This window comes from Thioclava sp. JE_KL1, assembly GCF_009296265.1.
In the GTDB taxonomy this organism is placed as follows: domain Bacteria; phylum Pseudomonadota; class Alphaproteobacteria; order Rhodobacterales; family Rhodobacteraceae; genus Thioclava.
Map to the genome: position 1 here is coordinate 417,808 of NZ_WBJS01000001.1, position 24,213 is coordinate 442,020.

The following is a 24,213-nucleotide window of genomic DNA, read 5'->3' on the forward strand; positions in this document are numbered from 1 at the left end:
TTAGCCGAAGGGCGCGATCTCGAACCCTGCCCCGGTCAGATGCCCGCGCAGCGCGCGCGCCATCGCCAGCGCCTCTGCGCCGTCGCCATGCAGGCAGACCGTGTCGATCTTGCAGGGAATTTCCTTGCCCGACGCGGTCACGATCGCGCCTTTGCGCAGCATCGTCTCGATCCGCGCGCCGACCTCTTCGGCGTCGTGCAGAACCGCACCGGGTTTCGAGCGCGACACGAGCGAGGCGTCATCCTCATAGGCGCGATCGGCGAAAATCTCGCCCGCCCAATTGGCCTGCAGATCGCGCGCGACCTGTTCCATCGCGGTTTGCGGCAGCACGACGAGGATGATGTCGGGCTGAACCTTCAGTGCCGCGGCATAGCAGGCGCGGGCGATCTCGGCATTCTCCGAGGCCATGTTCGACAGCGCCCCGTGCAGCTTGAAATGCCGCACCGCGCCGCCTGCCGCGCGGGCCATCGCCTGCGCCGCGCCCAGTTGATAGGTCACCAGATTGGTCAATTCCTCGGCGCTGAGGTTGAGGCGACGGCGTCCGAAACCCTGCAGATCGGCAAAGCCCGGATGCGCGCCGATGCCGACATCGTTGGCCACCGCCGCGCGCATCGTCTGCGCCATCACATCCGGGTCGCCCGCGTGAAAGCCGCAGGCGACATTGGCCGAGGAGATCACCTCCATCAGCGCGGCGTCGTTGCCCATCACCCACGGGCCGAAGCTCTCGCCGATATCGGCGTTCAGGTCGATCTTAGCCATTCTCTTCCTCCAACTCGCGCCCTGCCGTCACACCGCTAATCAATTGGTAGCCGAGCAGGTCATGGATGTCGTGCGGATCGCGGATCAGCGGGCGCAGCTTGGCGCGTTGCGCCTGCAGCTGCGCCTCCCAGCGCGGGGTCAGCGCGTCGGCCTCGTCCAGCGTCACCGCTTTGAACTGCAGCTTCGTCCCCGGCGCGGCCTGGGCCACGCGCGGCAGATCGCAGGGCAGCACGGTGCCGATCCGAGGGTAGCCGCCGATGGTCTGGCATTCGGCGAGCAGCACATAGGGCGTGCCCGCGCCGGTCATCTGGATATCTCCCTCGAAGATCACATCCGAGGCGAGCCCCTTGGCCTTGTCCGAAGTCAGCGCAGGCGCATCGCTCTCGAGCGCCACGCCCTGACGGTTGCCCTGCCGCGCGCGGATGAATTCGGTCGTGGTGAGACGCGAGAAGGTGGCCTCGTCGAAGAGGCCCGTCTGCGGTCCCGGTATGATCCGGAGCGTGCCACCCGAGAAACGGTCGTCCTGCGTGAGAACCATCGAGGGCGCATCAGGCTCGGGGTCCACGCCCAGCGGCAGGCGCGCACCTGATTCCAGCGCCGACCCGATCCCGGCGGCGAGATGCGCCGAGCGACTGCCCAGCACTTCGGGCGTCTCGATCCCGCCCGCGAAGGTGAGGTAGCCGAACATGCCTGCGCGCGCGGCTCCGATCGACAGCACCTCGCCCGGTTCCATTCTGTGGCTCGCGCCCCAGCGCAGGGGGCGTCCGTCAAGCTCCGCCTGCATCGGCGCCCCGGTCAGCGCGATCCGCGTCGGGGCTGTGACCTCGAACCGCCCGCCACTCACCGCCATTTCCAGCGCGGGAAGCGGTTTGCGCGATCCCAGAAGCGCCGCCGCCTCGACCAGCGCGAGCGGATCGACCGCGCCCCCGCGCGAGATACCTTGCGCCATGCGGCCAGGGCGGCCCATGTCTTGCACGCTCACGCTTGGCCCGAGGGCGCGCAGGATCACCGATCCGTCGCTCATGACCGCACCTCGCAGCGCGCGCCGCCCATCGGATCGCCCGCCTTCAACAAGGCATCCATCTCGGTGCCGGAGACCGGCGCGAGGCGAACCTCGTCGCCCGCATGCAGCGGCACGGGGTCGCTTTGATCGGGGCGGAACACATCGAAGGCGGTCCGCGCGATCTGATGCCAGCCGGTGGGCGAGGCATTCGCGAACAGCACCAGTTGGCGCACCGCCACGCAGAGCGCGCCTTTCGGAACGCGCGGGTTCAGCTCGGAGCGGCGCGCGAGATTCCAATGCTCGGGCAACAGGCCGAGATAGGGCTGACCGGGCGCGAAGCCGATGGCGAGGACACTCAGCGGGGTCGCGGTAATCTCGTCGATGGCCGCTTGCGGAGAAAGCCCCGCGAGCTTCGCCGCTTCTTCCAGATCGGGACCGTGGTCTCCTCCGAGCGCCACGGGCAAATGCCAGACGCGCTGCGCGGGATGCGGCGCCGCACTCAGCCAATCGGCCTCGGACAGCAGGGTCTCCAGCCGCTCGGCCATCTCGGCCCGCGTTACCGCCTCCGGATCGAAACGCAGAAGAACCGACACGAGGCTCGGGACGATCTCGCGCAGACCGGCCAGATCGCTCTCCGTCACGCGCTGATGAAAGCTTTGCGCCGCCGCAATCGCACGCGGCTCCGCGACCAGCGCGAACCGCACAAGCAGCCCGTTCCCGCCCGCCGGCAAAATCTGCGGCCGATGCGCTTGGGCCGTTCCGGGCCGCAATGCTTCTTCGAGCGTCATGTCAGGGCATCTCCACTGGCTCAGACCGCGATCTAAAAAGTTATCGTTGACTTTGATTTCATTTTACTGACAATTTGTCAACGTTATGAAAAGGAGGCGGACACGAATTCCGCCGCGACCCGACAGGAGAGAGATATGATCAGATTTGCTGCAAGCTTCGCGGTTGCGCTGGGGCTGGGCACGGCCGTTCAGGCGCAGACCTGGGACATGCCGACGCCGTATGGCGACACCACCTTCCACACTGTGAACATCCGCGATTTCGCCGAGGACGTGTCGAAAGCGACCGACGGCAAGCTGGAGATCAAGGTGCATTCGGCGGGCTCGCTCTTCCCGCATTCCGAGATCAAGAACGCCGTGCGCTCGGGCCAGGTGCCGCTTGGGGAGTTCTTCCTCTCGACGCTCTCGAATGAAGATCTGGCTTTCGGCGTCGACAGCCAGCCCTTCCTCGCCACCAGCTACGATCAGGCCGAAAAGCTGTGGGAAGCGCAGAAGCCCGTCATCACCAAGCTTCTCGACAAGCAGGGCCTGATGCCGCTGTTCTCGGTGCCGTGGCCGGCGCAGGGCCTCTATACCAATGGCGAGATCAAGTCCGTGGACGACCTCGCGGGGCTGCGCTTCCGTGCCTATAACCCGGCGCTCGAAGAGTTTGCGACGCTCGCGAAGGCCGCGCCCGTACAGGTCGAAGCGGTCGACATTCCGCAGGCCTTCTCGACCGGTCAGCTGCAGGCGATGATCACCTCGCCCTCGACCGGTGCGAACTCCAAGGCGTGGGACTTCGTCGACACCTACACCAAGATCGACGCCTGGCTGCCCAAGAACATCGTCGTGGTGAACAAGCGCGCCTTCGACCGTCTGAGCGAAGACGAGCAGACCGCGGTGATGGATGCCGCCGCCACCGCGCAGACCCGCGGTTGGGAAATGTCGAAGAAAGAGGCCGCCGAGAAGACCGCCGTGATGAAGGAAAACGGCATGGCGATCGTCGATCCGAGCCCCGAGCTGGAAGAAGGGCTGAAGAAGATCGGTGACGAGATGCTGGCGAGCTGGAAAGAGAAAGCCAGCCCCGACGCGCTTGAGGTTCTCAAGACCTATCAGGGCAACTGAGCCCGCCCGATCCGGCCCTTCCGCGTCCCGCGCGGGAGGGCCTTTTTCGATGCTCATCCCCATTTCAAGCGTTCGGAGCTTTCGCCATGCGTCGCCTGCTCGATCAGGTCTATCTTCTGTCCGGAGGGATCGCGGCCGTCTCGATCCTCGCGATCTGCCTGCTGGTCACGGCACAGGTCGGGCTGAACGTGCTCGCCCGTCTGGGTGGCCCCTCCCTCTCCTACACGATCCCCTCCTATGCCGATTTCGCGGGCTACTTCCTCGCAACGGCAAGCTTCATGGCACTGGCCCATACGCTGCGCCACGGCAGCCATATCCGCGTCAATCTGGTACTGACCCGCTTGCCCGCGCGCGGCCAATGGGTGGCCGAGATCGTGGCGCTCGCGCTTGGCTTCGTGGCCAGCGTCTACGCCGTGTGGTTCGCGACCTCGCTGATGCTCGAGAGCCTGCATTACGGCGATATGTCCACCGGCATCGTCGCGATCCCGATCTGGATCCCGCAATGCACGATGGTGGTGGGGCTGGGCCTTCTGGCGCTCGCCTTCCTCGACACGCTGATCGAGAGCATCCGCGCCAAGCGCCCCGTGCTCGTCGATGATGTTTCGGAGTAAACCATGTCCGATCCAATGACCTTCGCAATTCTTCTGGGCCTGCTTCTCGTGCTTCTTGCGGGCGGCGTCTGGGTGGCGCTGTCGCTGCTGATCGTGGCGCTGGCAGGGCTGGCCTTCTTCTCCGGCGCGCCGACCGGGCTGGTGATGGCGACCACGCTTTGGGGCCACAGCCATAGCTGGCCGCTCGCGGCTCTGCCCCTGTTCATCCTGATGGGGGAGATCCTGCTGCGCTCGCGGCTGAGCGAGGACATGTTCTCCGGCCTCGCCCCGTGGCTTGGACGCGCGCCGGGCCGCTTGCTGCATGTGAACGTGCTAGGCTGCGCAATCTTCGCCGCCGTTTCGGGATCGTCGGCGGCAACGGCGGCCACGATCGGGCGGATGTCGGTGCCCGAGCTTACCCGCCGCGGCTATCCCGAGAGCCTCATCCTCGGCACGCTGGCGGGCTCGGCCACGCTTGGCTTCCTGATCCCGCCCTCGGTGATCCTGATCGTCTATGGCGTCGCGACAGAGCAATCCATCGCGCGGCTCTTCATCGCGGGCATCCTGCCGGGGCTGATGCTGGTGACGCTGTTCGGCGGCTATGTCGCGCTGCGCGCCTGGATGAACCCCGCCGCGATCCCGCGCGAGGACATCACCCTAAACCTGCGCGAGAAGCTGCGCGCCTCGCGTCGCCTGATCCCGATCGTTATCCTGATCGGCGGCGTGATCGGCTCGATCTATACCGGCGTCGCCTCGCCCACCGATGCGGCGGCCGTGGGGGTGGTCTTCTCGGTGATCCTTGCGATGGCGACGGGCAGCTTCCGCTGGCGCGACTTCAAAGAGGCGCTGTTCTCGGCCACCCGCACCAGCGCGATGATCGCCTTCATCCTGCTGGCGGCCTCGGTGCTGTCGGTCTCGATGGGCTTCACCGGCATCCCGCGCAACCTCGCCGCGTGGATCGGCACCTTCGGGCTGTCGCCCACCGCGCTCTTGGCGGTGCTGACGGTGTTCTTCATCCTGCTGGGCTGTTTCTTAGACGGGATTTCGGTCGTGGTGCTCACCACCTCGATCATCCTGCCGATGGTGGAGGCCGCCGGGATCGACCCGCTCTGGTTCGGCATCTACCTCGTGCTGGTCGTCGAGATGAGCCAGATCACGCCGCCCGTGGGCTTCAACCTCTTCGTGATACAGGGCCTGACAGGCTACAACATCCTCAAGGTCGCCCGCGCGGCGCTGCCCTTCTTCGGGCTGCTGTTGCTGGCGGTCCTGCTGATCACTCTGGTGCCGGGGATCGTGACCTACCTGCCCTCGCTGATGGGCAATTGACCGAACTAGCGCGCGGCCTCAGAGCGAGGAGGCCGCGCGGCTCGCCTGATCGTAATAGCCCGAGAGCACGCGCAGGGCCGAGGCGATCTCACGCAAGTCTTCCCCAGCCATGCCGCCTTTCTGGATCGGCTCGAGCAGGCATTCCTCGCGCACTTTGCGATAGCGTTCGCACAGCTCGCGCCCGCTTTCCGAGGTGCGGTAGAACACTTCCTTGCCGCGCTTTTCGGAATCCAGCAGACCCAGCTTCAACAGCTTGCGCAGCGCATAATTGACCGTATGCGTGTCTTCGATATTCAGAAGGAAAGTGATGTCGTTGAGCCGCTTTTCGCGGTCGCGGTGGTTCGTGTTGTGCAGCACGAGGATTTCGAGCGGCGACAGCTCCATCCCCGAAGCCGCCATGCAGCGCTGCATCCATCGCGCGAAGGAGTTGTAGGCGATGATCATCCCGTATTCGAATTCCGAGGCTTCCCAGCCCGGCCCTTCGGCCAGATGGCGGGATGAGACGATGCGGCGTTCTCCTGCGGGCATGAGCGGCGCTCTCCTTTCGTGCGTTTACGCCCTCACCTTATAGACATTTCGCTGACATTCTATCCTTGAGAGAAATTCGGCGCGCGCTTTTGCAGGTTCGCCATCACCATTTCCATCTGCGCGGGACCGCCGATGATCTCCGCCTGCAGCTCGGCCTCCAGCGCCAGCCCATCGCCGGGCGGCATCGTCCATGCCTGCTCCACCAGCGCCTTGCTCGCAGCCAGCGCCTCGGGGGAGCGCAGGGTGAATTCGGCGGCCATGTCGCGCGCCGCCTGCAGCGGGCTCTCGGCCACGCGCGTGATCAGCCCAAGCCTCTGCGCCTCCTCGGCCTCCAGCACCCGGCCCGTCATCATCAGCTCTTTCGCGACGTCGGCGCGGGTCAGTTTCGGCAGGCTCTGCGAGATGCCCATATCGGGGATCAGCCCCCATTTCGCCTCCATGATCGACAGCCGCGCATCGGGCGCAGCGATCCGGAAATCCGCGCCCAGAGCCAGCTGCATCCCCGCCCCGAAGGCCACGCCCTCGATCGCGGCGATCACCGGCACGGGCAGCTCGGCCCATCGTGTCACCGGGCGCTGAAAGCGGTTCGCGCCCTGCGCATCGCGTTCGGCCATCTGCGCCTTCACCCCCGCCAGATCGGCCGCGAAGCTTTGCATCACGGTCAGATCGAGCCCGGCCGAGAAACACCCGCCTGCGCCGCTCAGGATCACCGCGCGCAGGCCCTTTTGCTGCGACAGGCTCTGCGCCGCGTTAGCCAGTGCGTCGAACATCTCCAAGGTCCAGGCGTTCTTCTTTTCGGGACGGTTGAGGGTCACCTCCGCTACACCTTGCGCGCTTACCGAAATCTGCACTGGGTCGGCCATGTCCATCCTCCTCGCTTGGCTCTGCGCACTATGCAGACCTGCCGCCCCCTCGCAAAGCGGAACGCGGGGTCATAAGTCAGGGATCAACTGCCTCGCAGCGTTGGACAGCTCTGCGCGGCGCGCTAGCTCTGCCCCGACGGAGGTTCCCCATGCAGCAATTCTCACTTCTCGATCTGTCGCCCGTGCCCGAAGGCAAGACCGCAGCCGATGCGCTTGCGGGCACGGCCGATCTGGCCCGGATGGCCGAAGACGCGGGCTATCACCGCTTCTGGCTGGCCGAGCATCACAACATGCCCGGCATCGCGAGCGCCGCGACCTCGGTGCTGATCGGCCATGTCGCCTCGGTGACCAAGACGATGCGCGTCGGCGCGGGCGGCATCATGCTGCCCAACCACGCGCCGCTGGTGATCGCCGAGCAGTTCGGCACGCTCGCCACGCTCTATCCCGACCGGATCGACCTCGGTCTGGGCCGCGCGCCCGGCACCGATGGCGGCACCGCCCGCGCCCTGCGCCGCAACATGTCGCCCGAGGACACCTTCCCCGCGGACGTGCAGGAGCTGCTCGCTTACTTCAGCGACGAGGCCGAGAATTTCCGGGTGCGCGCCATTCCGGGCGCAGGCACCCATGTGCCGATCTGGATCCTCGGCTCGAGCCTTTACGGCGCGCAGCTTGCCGCCTATCTCGGCCTGCCCTATGCCTTCGCGTCACATTTCGCGCCCGACATGCTGGGCGATGCGCTCGACATCTACCGCCGGAGCTTCCGCCCGTCGGCCTATCTCGACAAACCCTATGCGATGATGGCCGCCGGGGTGTTTGCCGCCGACACGGATGAGGAAGCGCAGTATCTGCGTTCGTCTCAGGTGCTGGCATTCGCGCGGCTGCGCTCGGGCATGCCCGGCAAGCTGCCTTACCCGGCCGAGGATCTGTCCGAGGTGCCGCCGCAGATGATGGTTCAGGTGCAGCGCGCGCTGTCCTGCTCGGCCACCGGCTCAAAGGACAAGGTGCGCGATGATCTGGCGCGCCTGATCGCGCAATACGAGCCTGACGAGATGATGGTGACCGGGATGATCCACGACGCGGATGCGCGTCAGAAGTCCTTCAAGATCGCCGCCGAGGTCCTGAGCGAATTTCGCGAGCAATCCGCCGCAGCCTGAGGCACGGTTCGACACTCAGACATGCAAAGAGGCGGGCCCGAAAGCCCGCCTCTTTTCGTTTCAATCCGTTCGGCTTCAGTGTCCGGTGATCGCCGGGAAGGCCACCAGCAGCCCCACCGCGAAGATCTGGATCGCGATGAAAGGCAGCAGCGAGCGGAAGATCTCGCCCAGAGAGATGTCCTTGGGTGCGACCGATTTCAGGTAGAACGCGGCTGGCCCGAAGGGCGGCGACAGGAAGCTCACCTGCATGTTCATCGCGAAGACCACGCCGAACCAGACCGGATCGTAGCCGAGGTCTTTCACGATCGGCACGAAGATCGGCATCGTCAGAAGCGCGATCCCCACCCAGTCGAGGAACATGCCGAGGAAGAACAGGATCGCCATCATCGTCAGGATCACGATGATCGGGGTGTCCGAGACGCCTTTCAGCAGCGACGAGACAAAGTCGATCCCGCCCATCAGGTTGAACACGCCGACCAGAGCCGATGCCCCGATACCGATCCAGACGATCATCCCGCAGGTCGCGAGCGTCTGCAGCGCGGCCCCTTTGAGCATCGAGAGCGTCAGCTCGCCCCGGATGATGGTCGAGAGCATCACACCCGCCACACCGAGCGCCGAGGCCTCAGTGACCGAGGCGATCCCGCCATAGATCGAGCCCAGCACGAAACCGATCACCAGCACCGGCAGGACGAGCCCCTTGAGCAGCTTGATCTTCTCGGACCACGGACGGTCGTCGGGCTCCGGCATGGGGGCCAGATCGGGGTTCAGCTTCACCCGGATGATCACGAAGATCACGTAGAAGGCCGCGAGCATGAAGCCCGGAATGAAGGCCGAGGTAAACAGATCGCCGATGGAGACGTTTGCGGTCAGGCCGTAGATGATGAGAACGATCGACGGCGGCACCATCGTGCCCAGCGAGCCGCCCGCGCAGATCACGCCGATGGCGAGCTTGCGGTCATAACCCTGACGGATCATCTGCGGCAGGGCCAGAAGACCCAGCAGCACGATCTCGCCGCCGATGATGCCCGACATCGCCGCGAGGATGACCGAGACGAAGATCGTCTGCACCGCCACCGCGCCGCGCATCCGACCGCCGACGAGTTTCATCGCCTCAAACAGATCGCGTGCGATGCCGGATCGGTCCAGAAGCGCCGCCATCATCACGAACATCGGCACCGAGACGAAGACGAAGCTCGAGACGAAGGAATAGACGCGACTGGTGATCAGCGGCACCGCCATCGGCCCGAACCAGCCAAGCGCGAAGATTAGCGCGACGAGCAGCGTCACGAAGGCCAGCGGCATGCCGGTCAGCAGAAGACCGATGAGCAGCGCGAACAGCAGCACCGTACCGTAGCCGATGCCCAGCGCGGAGAGGTCGAAACTCAGAAGATGTTCGATCATTTACCCGCCTCCGATGCGAAGGCGCCGCGCAGGTAGTTCACCGCCATGATGATGAATTGCACAACCATGAGGCAGAGCACCACGAGAAGGAAAATCTTGAGATAGGCCGGGAATGGCGGATCCCAGGCGCTGCCCGAGGTCTCGAAATGGACATCGCCACCGGGGCGGAAGGTCGCCTTCATCACCATGCCGTAGGCGGCCCAGGCGAAGAAGCCGGCCGCGAAGAGGCAGATCAGCGAGATGATCGCGTCGAGGATGCGCTTCGCCCGGCCGGTGACCATGTCGTAGATCAGCACGACGCGGATATGGCTGTTGCGCACGACGCAGTAGAGCCCGCCATAGACGAAGGCCATCGCGCAGAGGAAGATCGTCGTCTCATGCGCCCAGATCGTCGGGCTGTCGAAGCCGTAGCGCAGCACGACTTCGTTCAGCAGGATCAGCGCGGAGGCGATGATGCCGAGCGCGAAGACGATGCCCACCGCGTTGATCGCGCGGCCGAGGATGCCCGCCTCGGGGATGGTCGCCGCCTCGTCCTCGTTTTGCACCGGTTCCGGCGTGTGCGGATCATGTGCGGGGTGATCCACCCCGTTATTCTCGGGTTGTGACATTGCAAAAACCGCTGCTGTCAGGAAACTGGAAAAGATGCGGGGCCGCGATCGCAGCCCCGCACCGATAGGATATCAGATCAGAGAAGGTTGTTCTTCTTCAGGTAGTCGGTCAGGACGTCATAGACGTGCTGCGCCTTGTCCGACTTCTTGGCAACCTTTTCCCACTGGGTAATCGCGATGCGGCGGAACTTGGCGCGCTCTTCATCCGACCAGTCGTGGATGTGGATCTTGCCGCCTTCTTCAGCCTTGGCCACGGCCTTCTTGTCGGCCGCTGCGAGATCGCTGACTTCCTTGCCCGCGAATTGCTTCACCGACTCTTCGAAGGCTTTCTGCAGCTCGGGCGAGAGCGACTCCCATTCCTTCTTGTTCATTGCGACGCCCACGAGCGGCATCGAGTGGAAGCCCGGATAGACCGGGTTCGGCGCGATGTCGTTGAGGCCCTGCGCCTGGTTGGTCGAGAACACGGTGTAGTCGGCCGCGTCGATCACGCCCTTGTCGAGCGCGGTGTAGACTTCCGACCCCGGCAGGTTCACCGGAGCAGCACCCGCCGCCGCGAAGACGTCCTGCACGAGGCCTTCCGGCGCGCGCATCTTCAGACCCTTCAGGTCCGCCACGCCGTCGAGCGGCACTTTCGAGACGAGCGACTCGAGGCCCGTCGTGGTCGAGCCGACGTAATGCACGCCATAGGGTTCGAACAGGTCGTTCGCGAGTTGCTGGCCACCGCCATTGTTCATGAAGTCGAGCAGCTGATCGGTGCTCGACCATGCGCCGACCGGGTTACCCAGCAGCGAGAAGGCCGGGTCTTTCCCCGCGAAATAGGAGATGTCGGTGACGATGCCGTCGATGATGCCGGCGCCGGTGGCGTCGAGCGTCTCGTTGTGCTCGACGACGGAGCCCACGGGCATCATCTCGACCTGAATCTGGTTGTCGGTGCGCTCCGCGAGGTCCTTCGCCCAGTTCTGCTGCAGTTCGAAGTTCGGGTTACCCGCCGGGTCCGAGCTTTGGAACTTGTACTTGTGGGTTTCGGCATTTGCAGCGCTGGCCAGCGCCACGACGGCGACGCTCGCGAGGGCGATTTTACGGATCGGTTTCGTCATGGTGTCCTCCCTTAAAAGACGAAATCAAACTTGAGGAGCCGTGAGGCCCCAGGCGTTCAATATCTGCGCACAAAGCGCCTCGGGCGCTTCGCGGATATCGCAGCTCAGCGGAGCCTCGTCGGGCCCCGGCATTTCCAGATCGGCCAGCTGACTGTCGAGCAGCGCGATCGGCATATAGTGGTTTTCCCGCGCGGCCATCCGCTCGGCGATCAGGTCGCGCGGCCCGGTGAGATGCGCGAGATGCATCACGCCGAGACTCTGGCGCAGGCGGTCCCGGTACGAGTGCTTGAGCGCCGAACAGGCGAAAACGACCGTCCTGCCGTCGCGCCCCGCCTCGATCACGCCCTTCGCCACGAGGTCGAGCCAGTCCCAGCGCATCTCGTCATTGAGCGGCAGACCGGCGGCCATATGCGCAACATTCTCGGGCGGATGGAAATCGTCAGCATCGAGGAACACGCCGTCCACCGCTTGAGCCACGCGCTGCGCCACCGTCGTCTTGCCGGTGCCGCAAACGCCCATCACAAGGACCGGTGTCGCGTTCGCATTGCTGCTGTTTACCATCTTGCCTTACCGGGTTCGCAGGTGTTTCTTGGACACAGAGGCGTAATGTAAGCGGTTACATTCGTCAATCGCCCTTTTAAAAAAGGGGTGCGACCACGGGGAGGGGCAATGAATAAAAACAATGTAAACAAATCAGTTACGATGCGCGACGTCGCCGATCATGTCGGTGTAAGCGTTGCCACTGTTTCGCGCACCCTGCGCAATCCCGAGGTCGTCTCGCCGGCGGTGCGGGACAAAATCGCCGCCGCAATCGAATCGCTCGGCTACCTGCCGGACCCTGCGGCCCGCGCCCTCGCGTCGACACGGTCGGACATTATCGGGGTGATCCTGCCCTCGGTGTCGAACAACGTCTTCGCCGATGTGATGGATGGGATCTATTCCGCGGTCGAGGGCACGCATCATTCGGTCCAGCTCGGCTATTCGCGCTACGCGCCGCTGTCGGAAGAGAACCTGATCCGCGTCTTCCTGCGCCAGCGCCCCGCCGGGCTGATCGTGGCTGGGATCGACCAGACCGAGGCCGCGCAGGCGCTGTTGCGCGAGGCGGGCTGCCCGGTGGTGCAGATCATGGAGACCGGCAGCACCCCCTATGACCGCATGATTGGATTCTCGCATTACGATGCCGCCCGCGCCGCCACCGCGCATCTGATCGCGCAGGGCTATCGCCGCCCCGGTTTCTTGGGCGCGCGGATGGATCCGCGCACGCAGCGCCGTCTGCATGGGTTCCGCGACGAGCTGCGTGCGCATGGCATCGAGGAAGGCAAGCGCATCCAGACGACCACCCGCCCCTCCTCTGTGACGCTGGGCAGTCATCTCCTCGCGCAGCTGATGGATCTCGCCCCCGAGACCGACGCGATCTTCTGCATCAATGATGACCTCGCTCTGGGGGCGATGTTCGAAGCTCAGCGCCGCAACCTGCGCATTCCCGACGATCTGGGCATCTGCGGGTTCAACGACATGGAGATGATGGCCGCCGCCGAGCCGTCGATCTCCTCGGTGCGCACGTTCCGCCGCGAAATGGGCGAAGGCGCGGTGCAACTGATCCTAGATGCGCTATCGGGCAGCGCCACGCAGGAGAAGATCGTCGACCTCGGCTTCCAGGTCATACAACGTCGATCCACGCGCGGACACTAAGCGGGCTGATGGCGCTGACCGCCTCGACCCCTGATTAAGGAATACTCTGGAGTTCGGTCGTTCTCCTCGCCCTCGTGGCGGTTGCGACCTATCTCGGAATCGAGCGGGTCGAGCGCGTGGTGCTGCGCCGCTACGGGGCCAAGCAACGCGCCAGATAAGATCGGGAGAGACATGACATGACGCCAGCCGTTTTCGCCATTCCGGGCGACATCACGCAACTGACCGGCGGGTTCATCTACGAGCGCAAGCTGCTCGAGGCGCTGCGGGCCGGGGGTCACCGCGTGGAGCATCTGGAACTGCCGCCCGGCTTCCCCGATGCAACGCCCGAGGAGACCAAGACCGCGCGCCGTCAACTGACCGCCATTCCCACGGATGTGCCGGTGATCATCGACGGGCTGGTCTTCGGCTCGATCGACCCGGAGGTGCTCGACGCGATGTCCGCGCCCGTGGTGGCGATGCTGCACCATCCGTTGGGGCTCGAGACCGGGCTTACCGAGGACCGCGCGCAGCACTTGCTGACACGGGAGGCGGAGAACCTGCGCCGCGCTGCCCATGTCGTCGTGCCGAGCCCGCATACCAACGCCATTCTACAAAAGGAGTTCGGCGTCGCCCCGGAGCGGATTTCGATCGCGCTGCCGGGCTTCGACCGTCCGCCGGTGGTCGAAGAAACGAAACCCGCCCCGCCGCTGATCCTCGCGGTCGGGCTATTGGCGCCGCGCAAGGGCCATGACGTGCTGATCGACGCCTTGGCCGAGATCGCCGATCTGGACTGGCGCGCGCAGATCGTGGGCAGCGCGCTGGACCCGGAGGTCGCCGATGCGCTCGCGGCGCGGATTGCACGACTCGGGCTGAGCGAGCGCGTGCAGCTTGCCGGACGGATGGAGCGCGACGCTCTGAATGCAGCCTATAGCGAAGCCTCTATCTTTGCGCTTGCCACGCGCTACGAGGGCTACGGGATCGTCTTCGGCGAGGCGATGCTGCACGGGCTGCCTATCGTGACCTGCCGCACGGGCGCGGTGCCCGACACGGTGCCGCCCGATGCCGGGATTCTCGTTCCGGTGGATGCGCATCTCGACTTCGCGGAGGCGCTGCGGCAGCTTCTCCAAGACGCAGATCTGCGGGAGCGAATGGGCGCGGCCTCGGCGGTGGCGGGCACCGCCCTGCCGGATTGGCGCGACACTGCGGCGATCATGGGCGCGGTGCTCGACAGCCTCTGAGCGGAACGAAAACCGGGCGGCCTCGCCTCTTCCCTCCGGGCGCGCGAATTCACGGATCGCGCCTTCGGTTCCGACACGATTTTTTGCCCTATGTGATTGATCCTAAAAGGAACGTTGAGCGTGCGAGGCCGTTTCATTTTCGTAATTTCAAAAGGAGGCATCTCATGAAATCCAAGACCCGCACCCTCACCGCTGGTATCGCCGCAACCTTGATGGGCACGATGGCGCTCGCTGCATCGCCCGCCAATGCGATGGACCACGCGAAAGGCGTCAAGCCGCGTCCGGATCTCGACAAGCACGTGGCCGCTGCGCTTCAGCAATGCGCCAGCCTCCAGGAGACCTGCCAGCAAGTCGCGACCAATTCCGCAGCCGTTCTGGTCTTCCCCGAAGTGACCACGGTCGACCTCGGCATCGGCGGTTCGGGCGGCTCTGGCGCGCTGATCGAGAACGGTAAGGTTCAGGGCTATTACGACATCGGCAAGGCCTCGGTCGGCCTCCAGCTCGGCGCCAAGCAGGCGAGCCAGATCTACGTCTTCCCGACCAAGAAATCGGTCAGCGAAGTGCAGAATGGCGGCGAATGGCATGTCGGCGCGGGCGCGGGCATCACCGTGGTCAACGCCAATGCGACCGCGAATGTCGAGAGCGGCAAGCCGCGCGTCTATGTCTTCGACAGCTCGGGCCTGAACGGCGGCGCAAAGGTCAGCACGCTGCGCATCTGGAAAGACGGCGACAACAGCTGATCGCAGGCGTCTTCCCCGTATGGGGGAGGCCCGCGATGAGAAAGGCCCCGGGGTTCGCTTCACCCCCGGGGCCTTTTGTTTGTCCGGCGAAGTCGCGCGCGGCTCAGGCCTGGCGCGCGTCGCTGATCGCCTTGCGCAGGGTGTCGGCATCGACCGCGCCGGGATAAACGTCGCGCCCGACGATATAGGCGGGCGTGCCACGCAGGCCGATCGCCACCGCCTGCGCATCATTGCGCGAGAGCAGCGCGTCGATCTCCTTGCGGTTGGCCTTGTAGCCCGCCATCGCCTTGTCCGGATCGACACCGGCTTCGGAGAGCGTCTTCTCGATCAGGTCGTTCGACAGCTTTCCTTGCGTCGCCATCAGCGCCTCGAGGCCCGCTTCGTATTTGCCCATGCTCTGCGCGCCCAGCACGAGTTGCGAGGCGTAGACCGAAGGCGCGCCGAAGATCGGCCAATCCTTCATCACGACGCGCAGATTGCCGTCTTCCTTCGTCACCTTCTCGACCACCGGATGGTTCGATTTGCAGTAGGGACACTGGTAGTCGAAATACTCGACCAGCGTGATGTCGCCATCCGGGTTGCCAAGCGCGGGCGCTTTGGGGTCGTGGAACACGGCTTCGGGCGAAATGTCGGCCTGCGCGAGGCTCGCCGTCGGCAGGATCAGCGTGGAGCCCGCGGCAACGCCTGCGAGGGTGAGGAAATTCCGGCGATCGATCATGTGTCGTCTCCTGTGGTTTGGGGGAAATCTTTGGGCGTGTAGGGAACGGGCGGCAGCGGCTGGCCCGGCGGCACGGTGCCCTTGCCGCTCTCGGCACGGGTCAGCACGACGACATGCGTGCCGGAGCGGACGCGGTCGGCAAGGTCGATGATGTCCTGATTGAACAGCCGGATGCAGCCCGCCGAGGTCGCCTTGCCGATTGAACTGTCATCCATCGTTCCGTGAATGCGGTAGAACGTATCCTTGTTCCCGCGGTGAATGTAGAGCGCCCGCGCACCCAAGGGATTGTCCAACCCGCCGTCGAGCCCATTCTTGACCGGCCCGTAAAGCTCGGGGTCTTCCTTGATCATGCTTTGCGTCGGCGTCCAGCTCGGCCAATCGCGCTGGTAGGGGATACGCCCCTTGCCTGAAAAGCCGCGCCCGTCCTCGCCCACGGCGACGGTGTAGCGCAGCGCACGGTTGTTCTTCTGCACGAGGTAGAGCTTGCGCGCCCAAGGATCGACGATGATGGTGCCCGGCGGCTCGTCCGTCCAGTAATCGACCTCCTGACGGGCTTTCTCTTCGCTCAGCAGCTTCGGGTCCACCGCCGGGATCGTGCGGCCGTCGTCCTCCATCTGACTGTAAATCGCCTTCACCCGCGCGCTGAGCTGCGGCGCTTGCGGCGCGGGCGGCGGGTTCGAGGCAGGTGGCTCGGGCGCGCAGGCTGCGAGGGCGATCAGCGCGAGCGGGGCGAAGCGGATAAGGTTCATTGAGCGATCTCCGAAAGCGAGGTCGTGAGTTTCGGCGCGGTCACATCCCCGATCAGCCGGGTGCCCTGCGCCTCCGAATGGTCGGGGCTGAGGAAGATCAGCGTCGGCGGGCCGATCACGCCCAACTGCTTGAGAAGCGCCTGCTGCGGCGCGCCGGTCTTGGTCACATCGACCGCGATGGGCGTGACGTGGCGCAGCGCCGCCTGCACCTGCGGGTCGGGGATCACCTCGCGCGCGATGGTGGCGCATTCGGTGCACCATTCGGCCGTGGTGATCAGCATCACCGGCGCGCCCTTCGCGGCGGCCAGCGCAGCGTCGAGCGCCTCAGGCGTCTCGACATGGGTGAAGTCGTCTTCGGTCAGGATGTCCGGCGCGGCGGCCATGACTGTCTGGCCTGCGGTGAAGGGCGCGAGGGGGCGCAGCGGATCGGCAGCCCCACTCGCCGCGCCAATACCTTCGAGCGCACCGGCCAGCAGCGCCGCGACACCCAGCGCGCCGCCCACGCGGCCCAGGCCCGAGCTCTCCGGTCCGAACCGGTCGCGTCCGCCCAGGGCCACGCCTGCACCGATCAGCAGCAGCGCCCAGAGCGCGAGGATCGCAGGTCCCGCGACGACGCGGCTCAAGAGCCAGATCGCGACGCCAAGGAAGACGTAGCCGAACGCCCGGTTCACGCCGACCATCCATTCGCCCATGCGCGGCAGGATCGCCGAGCCAAAGAGCCCGACGGCCATCAGCAACACGCCCTGCCCCAGACCCAGCGCGAACAGCGCCGAAGCTCCGAGCCCCGCATCGCCCGTCTGCGCGATATAGAGGAAGGCCCCTGCCAGCGGAGCCGTCACGCAAGGCCCGACGATCAGCGTCGAGGTGAAGCCGAGGATCGCCGCCCCCGCGAGCGTGCCGCGCGGCCCCTGCACGGAGCTGACCTTGTTGGTCAGCGCCTGCGGCAGGCGCAGTTCGAACAGGCCGAAGGAGGACAGCGCGAGGACGGCGAACAGCAGCGCGAGCGCGATCACCGTCGCAGGCGCCTGCATCAGGAATTGCAGGTTCTGCCCCGACCACGCCGCCACGATGCCGAGAAGCCCGAAGGCCACGGCCATCGCCAGCACATAGGTCCCGGTCAGCGCCAACCCCCGCGCAGGCGTCAGGTCTTTCCCTTGCGCGCCGAGCATCCCGGCGACAATCGGCACCATCGGCAGCACGCAAGGCGTGAAGGCCAGAAGCAGACCGAAGCCGAAGAACGAGGCCACCACCAGAGCCCAACCGCCCTTCGCCGCGATCCCCGCGACGAGACCGTCATCGGAGGATAGGCTCAGGCTGTTTCCGTCGCCCTTGGAGGCGGCTACGGGAGGCGTGGGGGTCTCGGCCTCGGAACTCCCGGCTGGCGCGGAGGACGCGGCGCTCTGCGCATAATCCGGCACCCCGGCGGCTTGATTCGATTGTGCCGCACTTGCGGCTTCTGCCGTCGCAGCCCCGCCCGGCGGCACGATCTCGCGGCTTTGGGGTGGATAGCAGAGACCCTTTTCCTCGCAGCCCTGCCAGTGCAGCGTGAACGGGCCGGTGATGTCGCTCACCACGGCCTCGGTATGATCGTGCCAGACCTCGACCGTGCCGAAATTCGGATCGTCCTTCATCTCACCCGGCTGCGTCTCGATGACGGGCGCATCGCCACCCTCGGCGCTGACCGTCAAGTGCTCGCGATAGAGGTAATAGCCCGGCGCGATGTCGAAGGAGACCGCGAGCGTCCCGTCATCCTGCCACGCGGTCTCGACCTGAAACGCCTCTTCAGGCGACAGCGGACCGCTGCCCCCCTTGGGCTTCAGAAGATCGAAGCTTTGCGCCGCAGCGAGGCCGGGCAACAGCAATGAGACCAGAAACACGCCCCAGAGGGCGCGCAGCGATAGACGGGAAAGAGCCTTTGCGTTCATGTTGGCCGGATCGCGGGCGAAGCTTAAGTCAGTCTTAAGATTCGTGCGGTGTATCCGCCGCGAAGGAGAAAAGATGCGCATACTCGTCGTCGAAGATGACAGCATATTGGCGGACGGCCTGCGGGTCGGGCTCGGCATGGCCGGGTTCACCGCCGATGTCGTGTCCTGCCTTGAGGACGCCCGCGCGGCACTGGCCGGGGCGGAGTATCGCGCGCTCGTGCTGGACCTGATGCTGCCCGACGGCTCCGGGCTCGAACTTCTGCGCGAATTACGCGCGCGGCGTGCCGGGCTGCCGGTGTTACTGCTGACCGCGCGCGATCAGGTCGAGGACCGGGTCGCGGGGCTGGATGCGGGCGCGGACGATTACCTCGGCAAACCTTTCGATCTGGACGAGTTGGCCGCCCGGCTGCGTGCGCTCTCGCGTCGCTCGGATGGCCGCACCACAGCGCAGATTTCCCATGCCGGGCTGGAGCTCGACCCCGGCACCCGCAGCGCGTCCTTCAACGGCCAGCCGCTGAAACTCTCGCGCCGCGAATTCGCGGTGTTGCAGGCGCTGGCCGAACGCCCCGGACGGGTGCTCGCGAAATCCGACCTCGAAGACCGGCTCTACGGCTGGGACGAGGAGGTCGAGAGCAACGCCGTCGAAGTCCATATCCACCATCTGCGCGCCAAGCTCGGGCGCGACTTCATCGAAACCCTGCGCGGCATCGGCTACCGGCTGCGCCCAGAGGAGACCTCGCCATCTCGCTCCGCCTCCGCCTCTTCCTGATACTCACGGGCGCGACGCTGGCCGTCTGGCTGTCCGCCGTATTCTGGATCGAGCACTCCACCCGCGCCGAGGTGACGCGGGTACTTGATGCGCGGCTGGTAGAGGCGGCGCGGATGGTCTCGTCGCTTGTGTCGAAGAACCAGATCTCGCTGAACCGGGACGGTCCTGCAGAGATCACGCTGTCGCATGACGAGAGTTACGAACATCAGCAATTCTGCCAGATTTGGTCTTTCACTCAAGGGCTCGTCGGACGCTCGAACGGGGCGCCGAGCGCGCAGCTGGTGCCCACCGATGCGACCGGCTTCCGCGATGTGACACGTGACGGCAAGGACCTGCGGGTCTACACGATCATCGATCCCGATCTGGGCGGGCAGGTCACGGTGGGCGACAGTCTCGCGATGCGCAACCGGCTGGTACGCGACGTGATTGAGGGGTTCCTCTGGCCCGCGCTGGTGATCCTGCCTGTGATGTGGGGGCTGATCTGGTTTGCGATCTCGCGCGGTCTGGCACCGCTCGACCGCTTCGCCCGCGATCTGGACGCGCGGCCGAGCGAGGATCTGCGCGCCCTGCCCGGCACCGCGCGACAGCCCCGCGAAATCCGCCCGCTCGCCGGTGCGCTTGACGACCTTCTGGCACGTCTGGCTGCGGCGCGCGGGCGCGAGCGGGAATTCATCGCCTATGCCGCGCATGAGATGAAAACGCCGCTCGCCGGACTGAAGACGCAGGCCCATATCGCGCGCCATGCGCCCGATACCGACACGCGCGAACACGCGCTCGCCGCGATCTCGACCTCGGTGGACCGGACCGATCGGATGGTGCGCCAACTTCTCGATCTGGCGCAGGTGGACAGTCGCGAGGCGCGTGCCACTTCGGTGGAGCTGAACGGGCTTCTGCGGCAGGTGCTGGGCGATCTGGCGGGGCTGGCCACGCGGCGCGGCGTGACGCTGGAACTCGACAGCGCGCCGGACGCGCCGACGGTGGAGGGCGACCCGCTGCTTCTGTCGCTCGCCCTGCGCAACCTGATCGAGAACGCGGTGCAGGCGAGCCCGGACGGCGCGACGATCAAGGTCAGCGTGACCACCTCCGGCAATACGCTCCTCGTCGACATTCACGACCACGGACCGGGCCTGCCGCCCGAGATCGCGCAGCAGGCGGGGCAGAAATTCGTCAAGGGCAAGGGCGCGGACGCGAATGGCTCGGGCCTCGGCCTTTCGATCGCGCACGACGCGCTGACTCGTCTGGGCGGTACGCTCAGCTTCGAGATGCGCGCGGACGGGCATCATACGCGGGTCGATCTGCCTGCCGCGTGAGGCGCGGCGTCAGGCCCTGCGCCGCGTCCGCATCACAGCCCAACCGATCAGCGCCAGCACCAGAAGCACCGCCACGGCGATCGCCGCCCAAGCCAACTGCGCGGCGTTCGCGATGATCCAACTGACCTGCTGCTTGCCGCTCAGGATATTGGCGACGCTGCCCTTGGTCACCTCGCCGTCGACACCTCCGAAATTGGTGCGCACATAGCTCGCAACCGACGCGATCTGCGCGTCGTTCATCGTGCGCTGAAATCCGGGCATGGCGACGTGGCGCGCATCATTTGGCATGTTGATCCCATGCGCGATCACCTGCACGACATTCGCCGCATTCGCAGAGCGCACGTCGGAGATCTTGGACAGCGCTGGCGCGGCGGTGCCCTGCCCGTTCATGCCGTGGCAGGTCGCACAGGCGCCCTGATAGAGCGTCGCCCCGTCTGTCGTATCGTGGCCGACGACGGATTTCCAATCGCCGTTGGGCGCCTCGAGCGCGGCAAGGTCGAGCGTCGCCTGACCGTCGGGTCCGCTGGCCTCGGGTTGCGTGTCGACCGGCTTCACAGCCTTCAGGTATTTCGCAATCGCCGTGAGGTCGTCGCTCGACAGCTTCGAGGTGGAGCGCGAGACCACGAGCCCCATCTCGCCGCCGGCGACGGCGTGCGCATTTCGGCCCTTGCTGAGATAGGCCACGATATCGGCCTCGCTCCAGTCGCCCAGACCGCCCTTGTCAGACGGTGTGAGGTTCGGCGCATACCAGCCGTTCAACATCCCCCCGGCGAGGTGTTTGCTGGTATCCTCCTGCATCAGCGTCCCGCGCGGGCTATGGCAGGACGAGCAGTGCTCCAGCGTCTCCACCAGATAGCGCCCGCGCTGAAGTTGATCGCCCGAAACATCCACCGCGCCGGGCGGTTGGCCCTTGTCGAGGAACAGCGTGTTCCAGCCCATCATCGCCGGACGCACGAAGGGAAAGCCCAGATCGGTCTCGGGTACGTCGTTCTCGACGGGTTTGACCTGCTTGAAATAGGCCCAGAGCGCTTTCACATCGGCATCGGTCAGGCCGGTGTAATGGGTGTAAGGCATCGCGGGATAAAGCCACGTGTCGGACTTGCCGCGACGCAGGGCACCTTCGAATTCCGCCTCGGTCATGTCGCCGATCCCGGTCTTCTCGTCGGGCGTGATGTTGGGCGCATAGATCGCGCCAATCGGGCTTTCGATCTTCTCACCACCGGAGAAATTCTCCGCGTGACAGGAGGAGCAGTCCCCCGCGATGGCGAGGTATTTGCCGCGCTTCACGAGGTCGCCTCCCGAAGCATCGGAGCTGGATTGCGCGTTTGCTGCGAGCGGGGACATCGCGGCGAAGGCGGCGGTGGCCAGGATCAGAACACGCATCTCAAAGCTCCTTCGCGATGGTCTGGCCCGCGCGGATCGCAAGCGCCATGCCGGTCAGCGTCGGGTTCACCCCGCCCGCCGTCGGCATCACGCCGGTCGTCACAAGGAACAGGTTCTCGTGGTCGAAGCAGCGCAGATCGGCGTCGCAGACCGCCTCTTCGGCCTTGCTGCCCATGACTGTCGTGCCCATCACGTGCTGCTGGCAAATAAACTTCTCGGGCGCGGAGACACGGGTGCCGCCAGTCGCCTGCAGAAAGCGCGCGTAATCCTCCATCAGCCGCGGCAGGTTCGCCTTGGTGTAATCCGAGAGCTTGTAGGTCAGTTTGATGCCGGGAAGACCCACGGCGTCTTTCCAAGAGGGGTTCACCTCGATCCGGTTCGCGGGATCGGGAAGGTCCTCGGTCAGCGCCTCGGCGGTGAAGACGCGGGCCGAGTGGTCGCGGATTTTCGCGTCGAGCTCGGGGCCGAGCGTGCCATCCTTCAACAGCCCCTGCGCGATGCCTTCCTCGGGTGGCGCATTGAGCAGGTCGTAGCGCGTCGACGGCACTTTGTCGCGGTCGGGAAGCGCGCGGCGCTGCATGATCGCACCGTGAATATTCTGGCCGCGCCCGGTCCAGTAGGGCTCGGGCGAGAGCCACGTCATGTCGATCGTCGGGTGGATCATCAGCCGCCGCCCGACCATGTCGGAGCTGTTCGCGAGATCGTTCATCAACAAGAGCTTCGGCGTCTCATAGCCATGCGCCGCGATCACGAACATCTTTGCGGTCAGCCGCGTGCGGTCGCCTTCGGGGTTGATATAGGAGAGCGCCGTGATCTTGCCCTTGTCGCCGGTCTCGATCTTGTCGACGATGGCCTGCGTGCGGATCTCGACGCCCAGATCGCGGATCTTCTGCACCACGTGATAGCCCGAATGTTTCGCACCGATCGGGCAGTTCCAGTTGCAGATATTGTTGCCGATACAGGCGGGCCGGTTGTCGTAGGGCTGCGACAGCCGCGACGAGGGCGCGATATCGACGCGGAAGCCCATCGACGCCACCTGCTGCTGCAACCTCTGGGTCGCGTAGGGTTTCGCCTCGGGCGGTAGCGGATAGGGTTTCGAGCGCGGCGGATAGGTCTCGCCCTTGCCCAGACCGCTCTCGTCGAAGCCCTTCTGCCCGTTCACGCCGATCTCGTATTCGGCCTGCGTGTAGAAGGGCTCCAGATCGTCGTAGCTGATCGGCCAGTCCTCGGCGATGCCATAGGTCGAGTGCATCGCCATGTCCTCGGGCAAGAGCCGCCACGTCGCCGCAGTCCAGTGCCGCGAGGTGCCACCCAGAACGCGCAGCGTGCCGGGAAACACATCCAGCCCGCCGGTCAGATGCGGATCGACATAGCCGGGCGTGAAGCTGTTGGGCGCATAGGGCACATCGCCGAAGGGGTCGTTGAAGTTGTTCTTGCGCGGCGAGTTGCGCCAGTTCTCAGTGACTTTCCAGTCGGGGATGTCGGGGCCAGCCTCCAGCACGATCACCGAATGGCCCGCCTGTGCGATCTGCTGCGCGGCCAGACCGCCGAGCGAGCCCGACCCGACCACAATCACGTCTGCATCGAAATCAGCCATTACTGTGCCTCCTGCTGGGAGTCGGAATTGGATGCGGGGTTGGGCGAGCCACTGGCGCCCTGACCGGTACCACCTCCGCTGTCCGCGCCTTGCGCTTTGCGCGCGGCGTCGACGCTGTCGGCCTCGCCCTTGGCATAGGCCAGCCATGCCGGATCGGGATCTTGCAGCTCGTAGCTGGATTTGGGCTGGTACTCCCAGCTCGAGGCCTCCTCGGGAAGGTCCGAGGCATCGACACCTTCGGGCACCGCTTCCCACCAGCCGGCACCGCCGGAGGGGTAAGTCTGCAGGGGTACGATGTCGCTCACCTTCGTCAGGGCCTGCGCCTCGAGGAAGGTCACGAATTCGGCATCGTCTTTCAGGATGCGCGCCGAGGGGGAGCCGGTGAATCCGAGATACCACGGCTTCGCGATGTTCAGCGCGAGGGTGGTCTGGTCGTCGCTCAGCCCGTCGATCGCGGCGGCGCGGTCCTTGCCGTCGAGCGCTTTAGCGAGCCCGTCCAGCTTGCCGGCAAAGCCTGCATCGCTATCGCTCAGAAGCTTCTCGATCCGGGCAGCGGTTTCCTTCGAGAGGCTGTCATTGCCGCAGATCGCGCGGCTCACGGAAAGAAAGGCATCGCTGGGCGCGGCGCTATCGGCGGCGCGGGCAAAACCGGGTGTCAAACTTGCAAGTGGCACGGTGCCTGCCAAGGCGATCAGGAAACGTCTGCGGTCGAGGCTCATGGCATCCTCCTCCCGGGGCTAAAAACGGAGCGTAAGCAACAGCCATGCGCAGTGACCCTCAATCCCCGCGCAATCGCGCGGATGGAGCGGTCGGATCGTGGCTGCCTTCGTCATAATCGTGACGCTTTCACGCATTCGGGGTGACGTAGGTTGACGGTAGGGCCGCTGTCGGGGCC

At 65.5% G+C, this 24,213-nt stretch carries 24 protein-coding genes; 9 read left to right on the forward strand and 15 right to left on the reverse strand.

Features of this window, described 5'->3' with window-relative positions; translation table 11 throughout:
- Genes F8R15_RS01775 through F8R15_RS01785 form a run of 3 tightly spaced genes read right to left on the reverse strand, consistent with a single transcriptional unit; the run spans nucleotide 1 to nucleotide 2,550 of the window.
- Nucleotides 1–759, reverse strand: a complete 759-nt coding sequence (locus tag F8R15_RS01775; RefSeq protein ID WP_078545957.1) for a LamB/YcsF family protein — start codon at nucleotides 757–759, stop codon at nucleotides 1–3.
- Complete coding sequence (locus F8R15_RS01780; protein WP_152843133.1) at nucleotides 752–1,783, reverse strand: biotin-dependent carboxyltransferase family protein; 1,032 nt, start codon at nucleotides 1,781–1,783, stop codon at nucleotides 752–754. Before F8R15_RS01780 ends, F8R15_RS01775 begins: the two co-directional genes overlap by 8 nt.
- The gene (locus tag F8R15_RS01785; protein WP_152843135.1) at nucleotides 1,780–2,550 is read right to left on the reverse strand and encodes an allophanate hydrolase subunit 1; all 771 of its coding nucleotides are present in this window, start codon (nucleotides 2,548–2,550) and stop codon (nucleotides 1,780–1,782) included. The genes F8R15_RS01780 and F8R15_RS01785 overlap by 4 nt, the downstream gene beginning before the upstream one ends.
- 135 nt (nucleotides 2,551–2,685) lie before the next feature.
- On the opposite strand from F8R15_RS01785, the gene F8R15_RS01790 reads away from it, so the two are divergent.
- The 3 genes from F8R15_RS01790 (at nucleotide 2,686) to F8R15_RS01800 (ending at nucleotide 5,567) form a co-directional block, all read left to right on the forward strand.
- Nucleotides 2,686–3,651: a TRAP transporter substrate-binding protein gene (locus tag F8R15_RS01790; RefSeq protein WP_078569590.1), complete on the forward strand. Its 966-nt coding sequence runs from the start codon at nucleotides 2,686–2,688 to the stop codon at nucleotides 3,649–3,651.
- A gap of 86 nt (nucleotides 3,652–3,737) precedes the next feature.
- Complete coding sequence (locus tag F8R15_RS01795; RefSeq protein WP_078569591.1) at nucleotides 3,738–4,262, forward strand: TRAP transporter small permease; 525 nt, start codon at nucleotides 3,738–3,740, stop codon at nucleotides 4,260–4,262.
- A 3-nt stretch (nucleotides 4,263–4,265) separates the two neighbouring features.
- Nucleotides 4,266–5,567, forward strand: coding sequence for a TRAP transporter large permease (locus F8R15_RS01800; protein ID WP_152843137.1), 1,302 nt, complete (start codon nucleotides 4,266–4,268; stop codon nucleotides 5,565–5,567).
- An 18-nt stretch (nucleotides 5,568–5,585) separates the two neighbouring features.
- On the opposite strand, the gene F8R15_RS01805 is transcribed toward F8R15_RS01800, so the two are convergent.
- Nucleotides 5,586–6,095: a winged helix DNA-binding protein gene (locus F8R15_RS01805; RefSeq protein ID WP_075776310.1), complete on the reverse strand. Its 510-nt coding sequence runs from the start codon at nucleotides 6,093–6,095 to the stop codon at nucleotides 5,586–5,588.
- Between the two features lie 59 nt (nucleotides 6,096–6,154).
- Complete coding sequence (locus tag F8R15_RS01810) at nucleotides 6,155–6,958, reverse strand: crotonase/enoyl-CoA hydratase family protein (protein WP_152843139.1); 804 nt, start codon at nucleotides 6,956–6,958, stop codon at nucleotides 6,155–6,157.
- 149 nt (nucleotides 6,959–7,107) lie between these two features.
- Here F8R15_RS01810 and F8R15_RS01815 point away from each other — a divergent pair, with 149 nt between their 5' ends.
- On the forward strand, nucleotides 7,108–8,112 hold the full coding sequence (locus F8R15_RS01815; protein WP_152843141.1) for an LLM class flavin-dependent oxidoreductase: 1,005 nt from the start codon (nucleotides 7,108–7,110) through the stop codon (nucleotides 8,110–8,112).
- 75 nt (nucleotides 8,113–8,187) lie between these two features.
- On the opposite strand, the gene F8R15_RS01820 is transcribed toward F8R15_RS01815, so the two are convergent.
- The 4 genes from F8R15_RS01820 to F8R15_RS01835 form a co-directional block, all read right to left on the reverse strand.
- Nucleotides 8,188–9,513: a TRAP transporter large permease subunit gene (locus tag F8R15_RS01820; RefSeq protein WP_078539874.1), complete on the reverse strand. Its 1,326-nt coding sequence runs from the start codon at nucleotides 9,511–9,513 to the stop codon at nucleotides 8,188–8,190.
- Nucleotides 9,510–10,121: a TRAP transporter small permease subunit gene (locus tag F8R15_RS01825; RefSeq protein WP_152843143.1), complete on the reverse strand. Its 612-nt coding sequence runs from the start codon at nucleotides 10,119–10,121 to the stop codon at nucleotides 9,510–9,512. Before F8R15_RS01825 ends, F8R15_RS01820 begins: the two co-directional genes overlap by 4 nt.
- 77 nt (nucleotides 10,122–10,198) lie before the next feature.
- Entirely contained in the window at nucleotides 10,199–11,218 is a 1,020-nt protein-coding gene (locus F8R15_RS01830) for a TRAP transporter substrate-binding protein (RefSeq protein ID WP_152843145.1), read from the reverse strand.
- Between the two features lie 24 nt (nucleotides 11,219–11,242).
- On the reverse strand, nucleotides 11,243–11,779 hold the full coding sequence (locus tag F8R15_RS01835) for a gluconokinase (RefSeq protein WP_208607939.1): 537 nt from the start codon (nucleotides 11,777–11,779) through the stop codon (nucleotides 11,243–11,245).
- A 108-nt stretch (nucleotides 11,780–11,887) separates the two neighbouring features.
- Between F8R15_RS01835 and F8R15_RS01840 the strand changes: the two genes are divergently transcribed.
- The 3 genes from F8R15_RS01840 (at nucleotide 11,888) to F8R15_RS01850 (ending at nucleotide 14,867) form a co-directional block, all read left to right on the forward strand.
- Nucleotides 11,888–12,910 (forward strand): LacI family DNA-binding transcriptional regulator, encoded by a 1,023-nt coding sequence (locus tag F8R15_RS01840; protein ID WP_152843147.1) that lies wholly within the window; start codon nucleotides 11,888–11,890, stop codon nucleotides 12,908–12,910.
- A gap of 176 nt (nucleotides 12,911–13,086) precedes the next feature.
- Nucleotides 13,087–14,127, forward strand: coding sequence for a glycosyltransferase family 4 protein (locus F8R15_RS01845; protein WP_152843149.1), 1,041 nt, complete (start codon nucleotides 13,087–13,089; stop codon nucleotides 14,125–14,127).
- A gap of 164 nt (nucleotides 14,128–14,291) precedes the next feature.
- A complete protein-coding gene (locus F8R15_RS01850) occupies nucleotides 14,292–14,867 on the forward strand; it encodes a YSC84-related protein (protein ID WP_152843152.1) in 576 nt (191 codons plus the stop codon).
- A 103-nt stretch (nucleotides 14,868–14,970) separates the two neighbouring features.
- Here the strand turns inward: F8R15_RS01850 and F8R15_RS01855 are convergent, their stop codons facing one another.
- The 3 genes from F8R15_RS01855 to dsbD are packed head-to-tail and all read right to left on the reverse strand — an operon-like array spanning nucleotide 14,971 to nucleotide 18,259.
- Nucleotides 14,971–15,585 (reverse strand): DsbA family protein, encoded by a 615-nt coding sequence (locus F8R15_RS01855; RefSeq protein WP_078545933.1) that lies wholly within the window; start codon nucleotides 15,583–15,585, stop codon nucleotides 14,971–14,973.
- Complete coding sequence (locus F8R15_RS01860; RefSeq protein ID WP_152843154.1) at nucleotides 15,582–16,334, reverse strand: L,D-transpeptidase; 753 nt, start codon at nucleotides 16,332–16,334, stop codon at nucleotides 15,582–15,584. The genes F8R15_RS01855 and F8R15_RS01860 overlap by 4 nt, the downstream gene beginning before the upstream one ends.
- Nucleotides 16,331–18,259: a protein-disulfide reductase DsbD gene (gene dsbD / locus F8R15_RS01865; RefSeq protein WP_152843156.1), complete on the reverse strand. Its 1,929-nt coding sequence runs from the start codon at nucleotides 18,257–18,259 to the stop codon at nucleotides 16,331–16,333. The genes F8R15_RS01860 and dsbD overlap by 4 nt, the downstream gene beginning before the upstream one ends.
- A gap of 73 nt (nucleotides 18,260–18,332) precedes the next feature.
- On the opposite strand from dsbD, the gene F8R15_RS01870 reads away from it, so the two are divergent.
- Together F8R15_RS01870 and F8R15_RS01875 are read left to right on the forward strand one after the other, a co-directional pair.
- Nucleotides 18,333–19,028 carry a response regulator transcription factor gene (locus F8R15_RS01870; protein ID WP_152843158.1) on the forward strand — a complete coding sequence of 232 codons (696 nt, stop codon included), beginning with the start codon at nucleotides 18,333–18,335 and terminating at the stop codon, nucleotides 19,026–19,028.
- 29 nt (nucleotides 19,029–19,057) lie between these two features.
- Nucleotides 19,058–20,338, forward strand: a complete 1,281-nt coding sequence (locus F8R15_RS01875) for an ATP-binding protein (protein ID WP_253732348.1) — start codon at nucleotides 19,058–19,060, stop codon at nucleotides 20,336–20,338.
- Between the two features lie 9 nt (nucleotides 20,339–20,347).
- On the opposite strand, the gene F8R15_RS01880 is transcribed toward F8R15_RS01875, so the two are convergent.
- The 3 genes from F8R15_RS01880 to F8R15_RS01890 are packed head-to-tail and all read right to left on the reverse strand — an operon-like array spanning nucleotide 20,348 to nucleotide 24,037.
- Entirely contained in the window at nucleotides 20,348–21,721 is a 1,374-nt protein-coding gene (locus F8R15_RS01880; RefSeq protein WP_152843161.1) for a cytochrome c, read from the reverse strand.
- Nucleotide 21,722: 1 nt separating this feature from the next.
- Nucleotides 21,723–23,318: a GMC family oxidoreductase gene (locus F8R15_RS01885; RefSeq protein WP_078545911.1), complete on the reverse strand. Its 1,596-nt coding sequence runs from the start codon at nucleotides 23,316–23,318 to the stop codon at nucleotides 21,723–21,725.
- On the reverse strand, nucleotides 23,318–24,037 hold the full coding sequence (locus F8R15_RS01890) for a sugar dehydrogenase complex small subunit (protein WP_152843163.1): 720 nt from the start codon (nucleotides 24,035–24,037) through the stop codon (nucleotides 23,318–23,320). The genes F8R15_RS01885 and F8R15_RS01890 overlap by 1 nt, the downstream gene beginning before the upstream one ends.
- Nucleotides 24,038–24,213 lie beyond the last annotated feature (176 nt).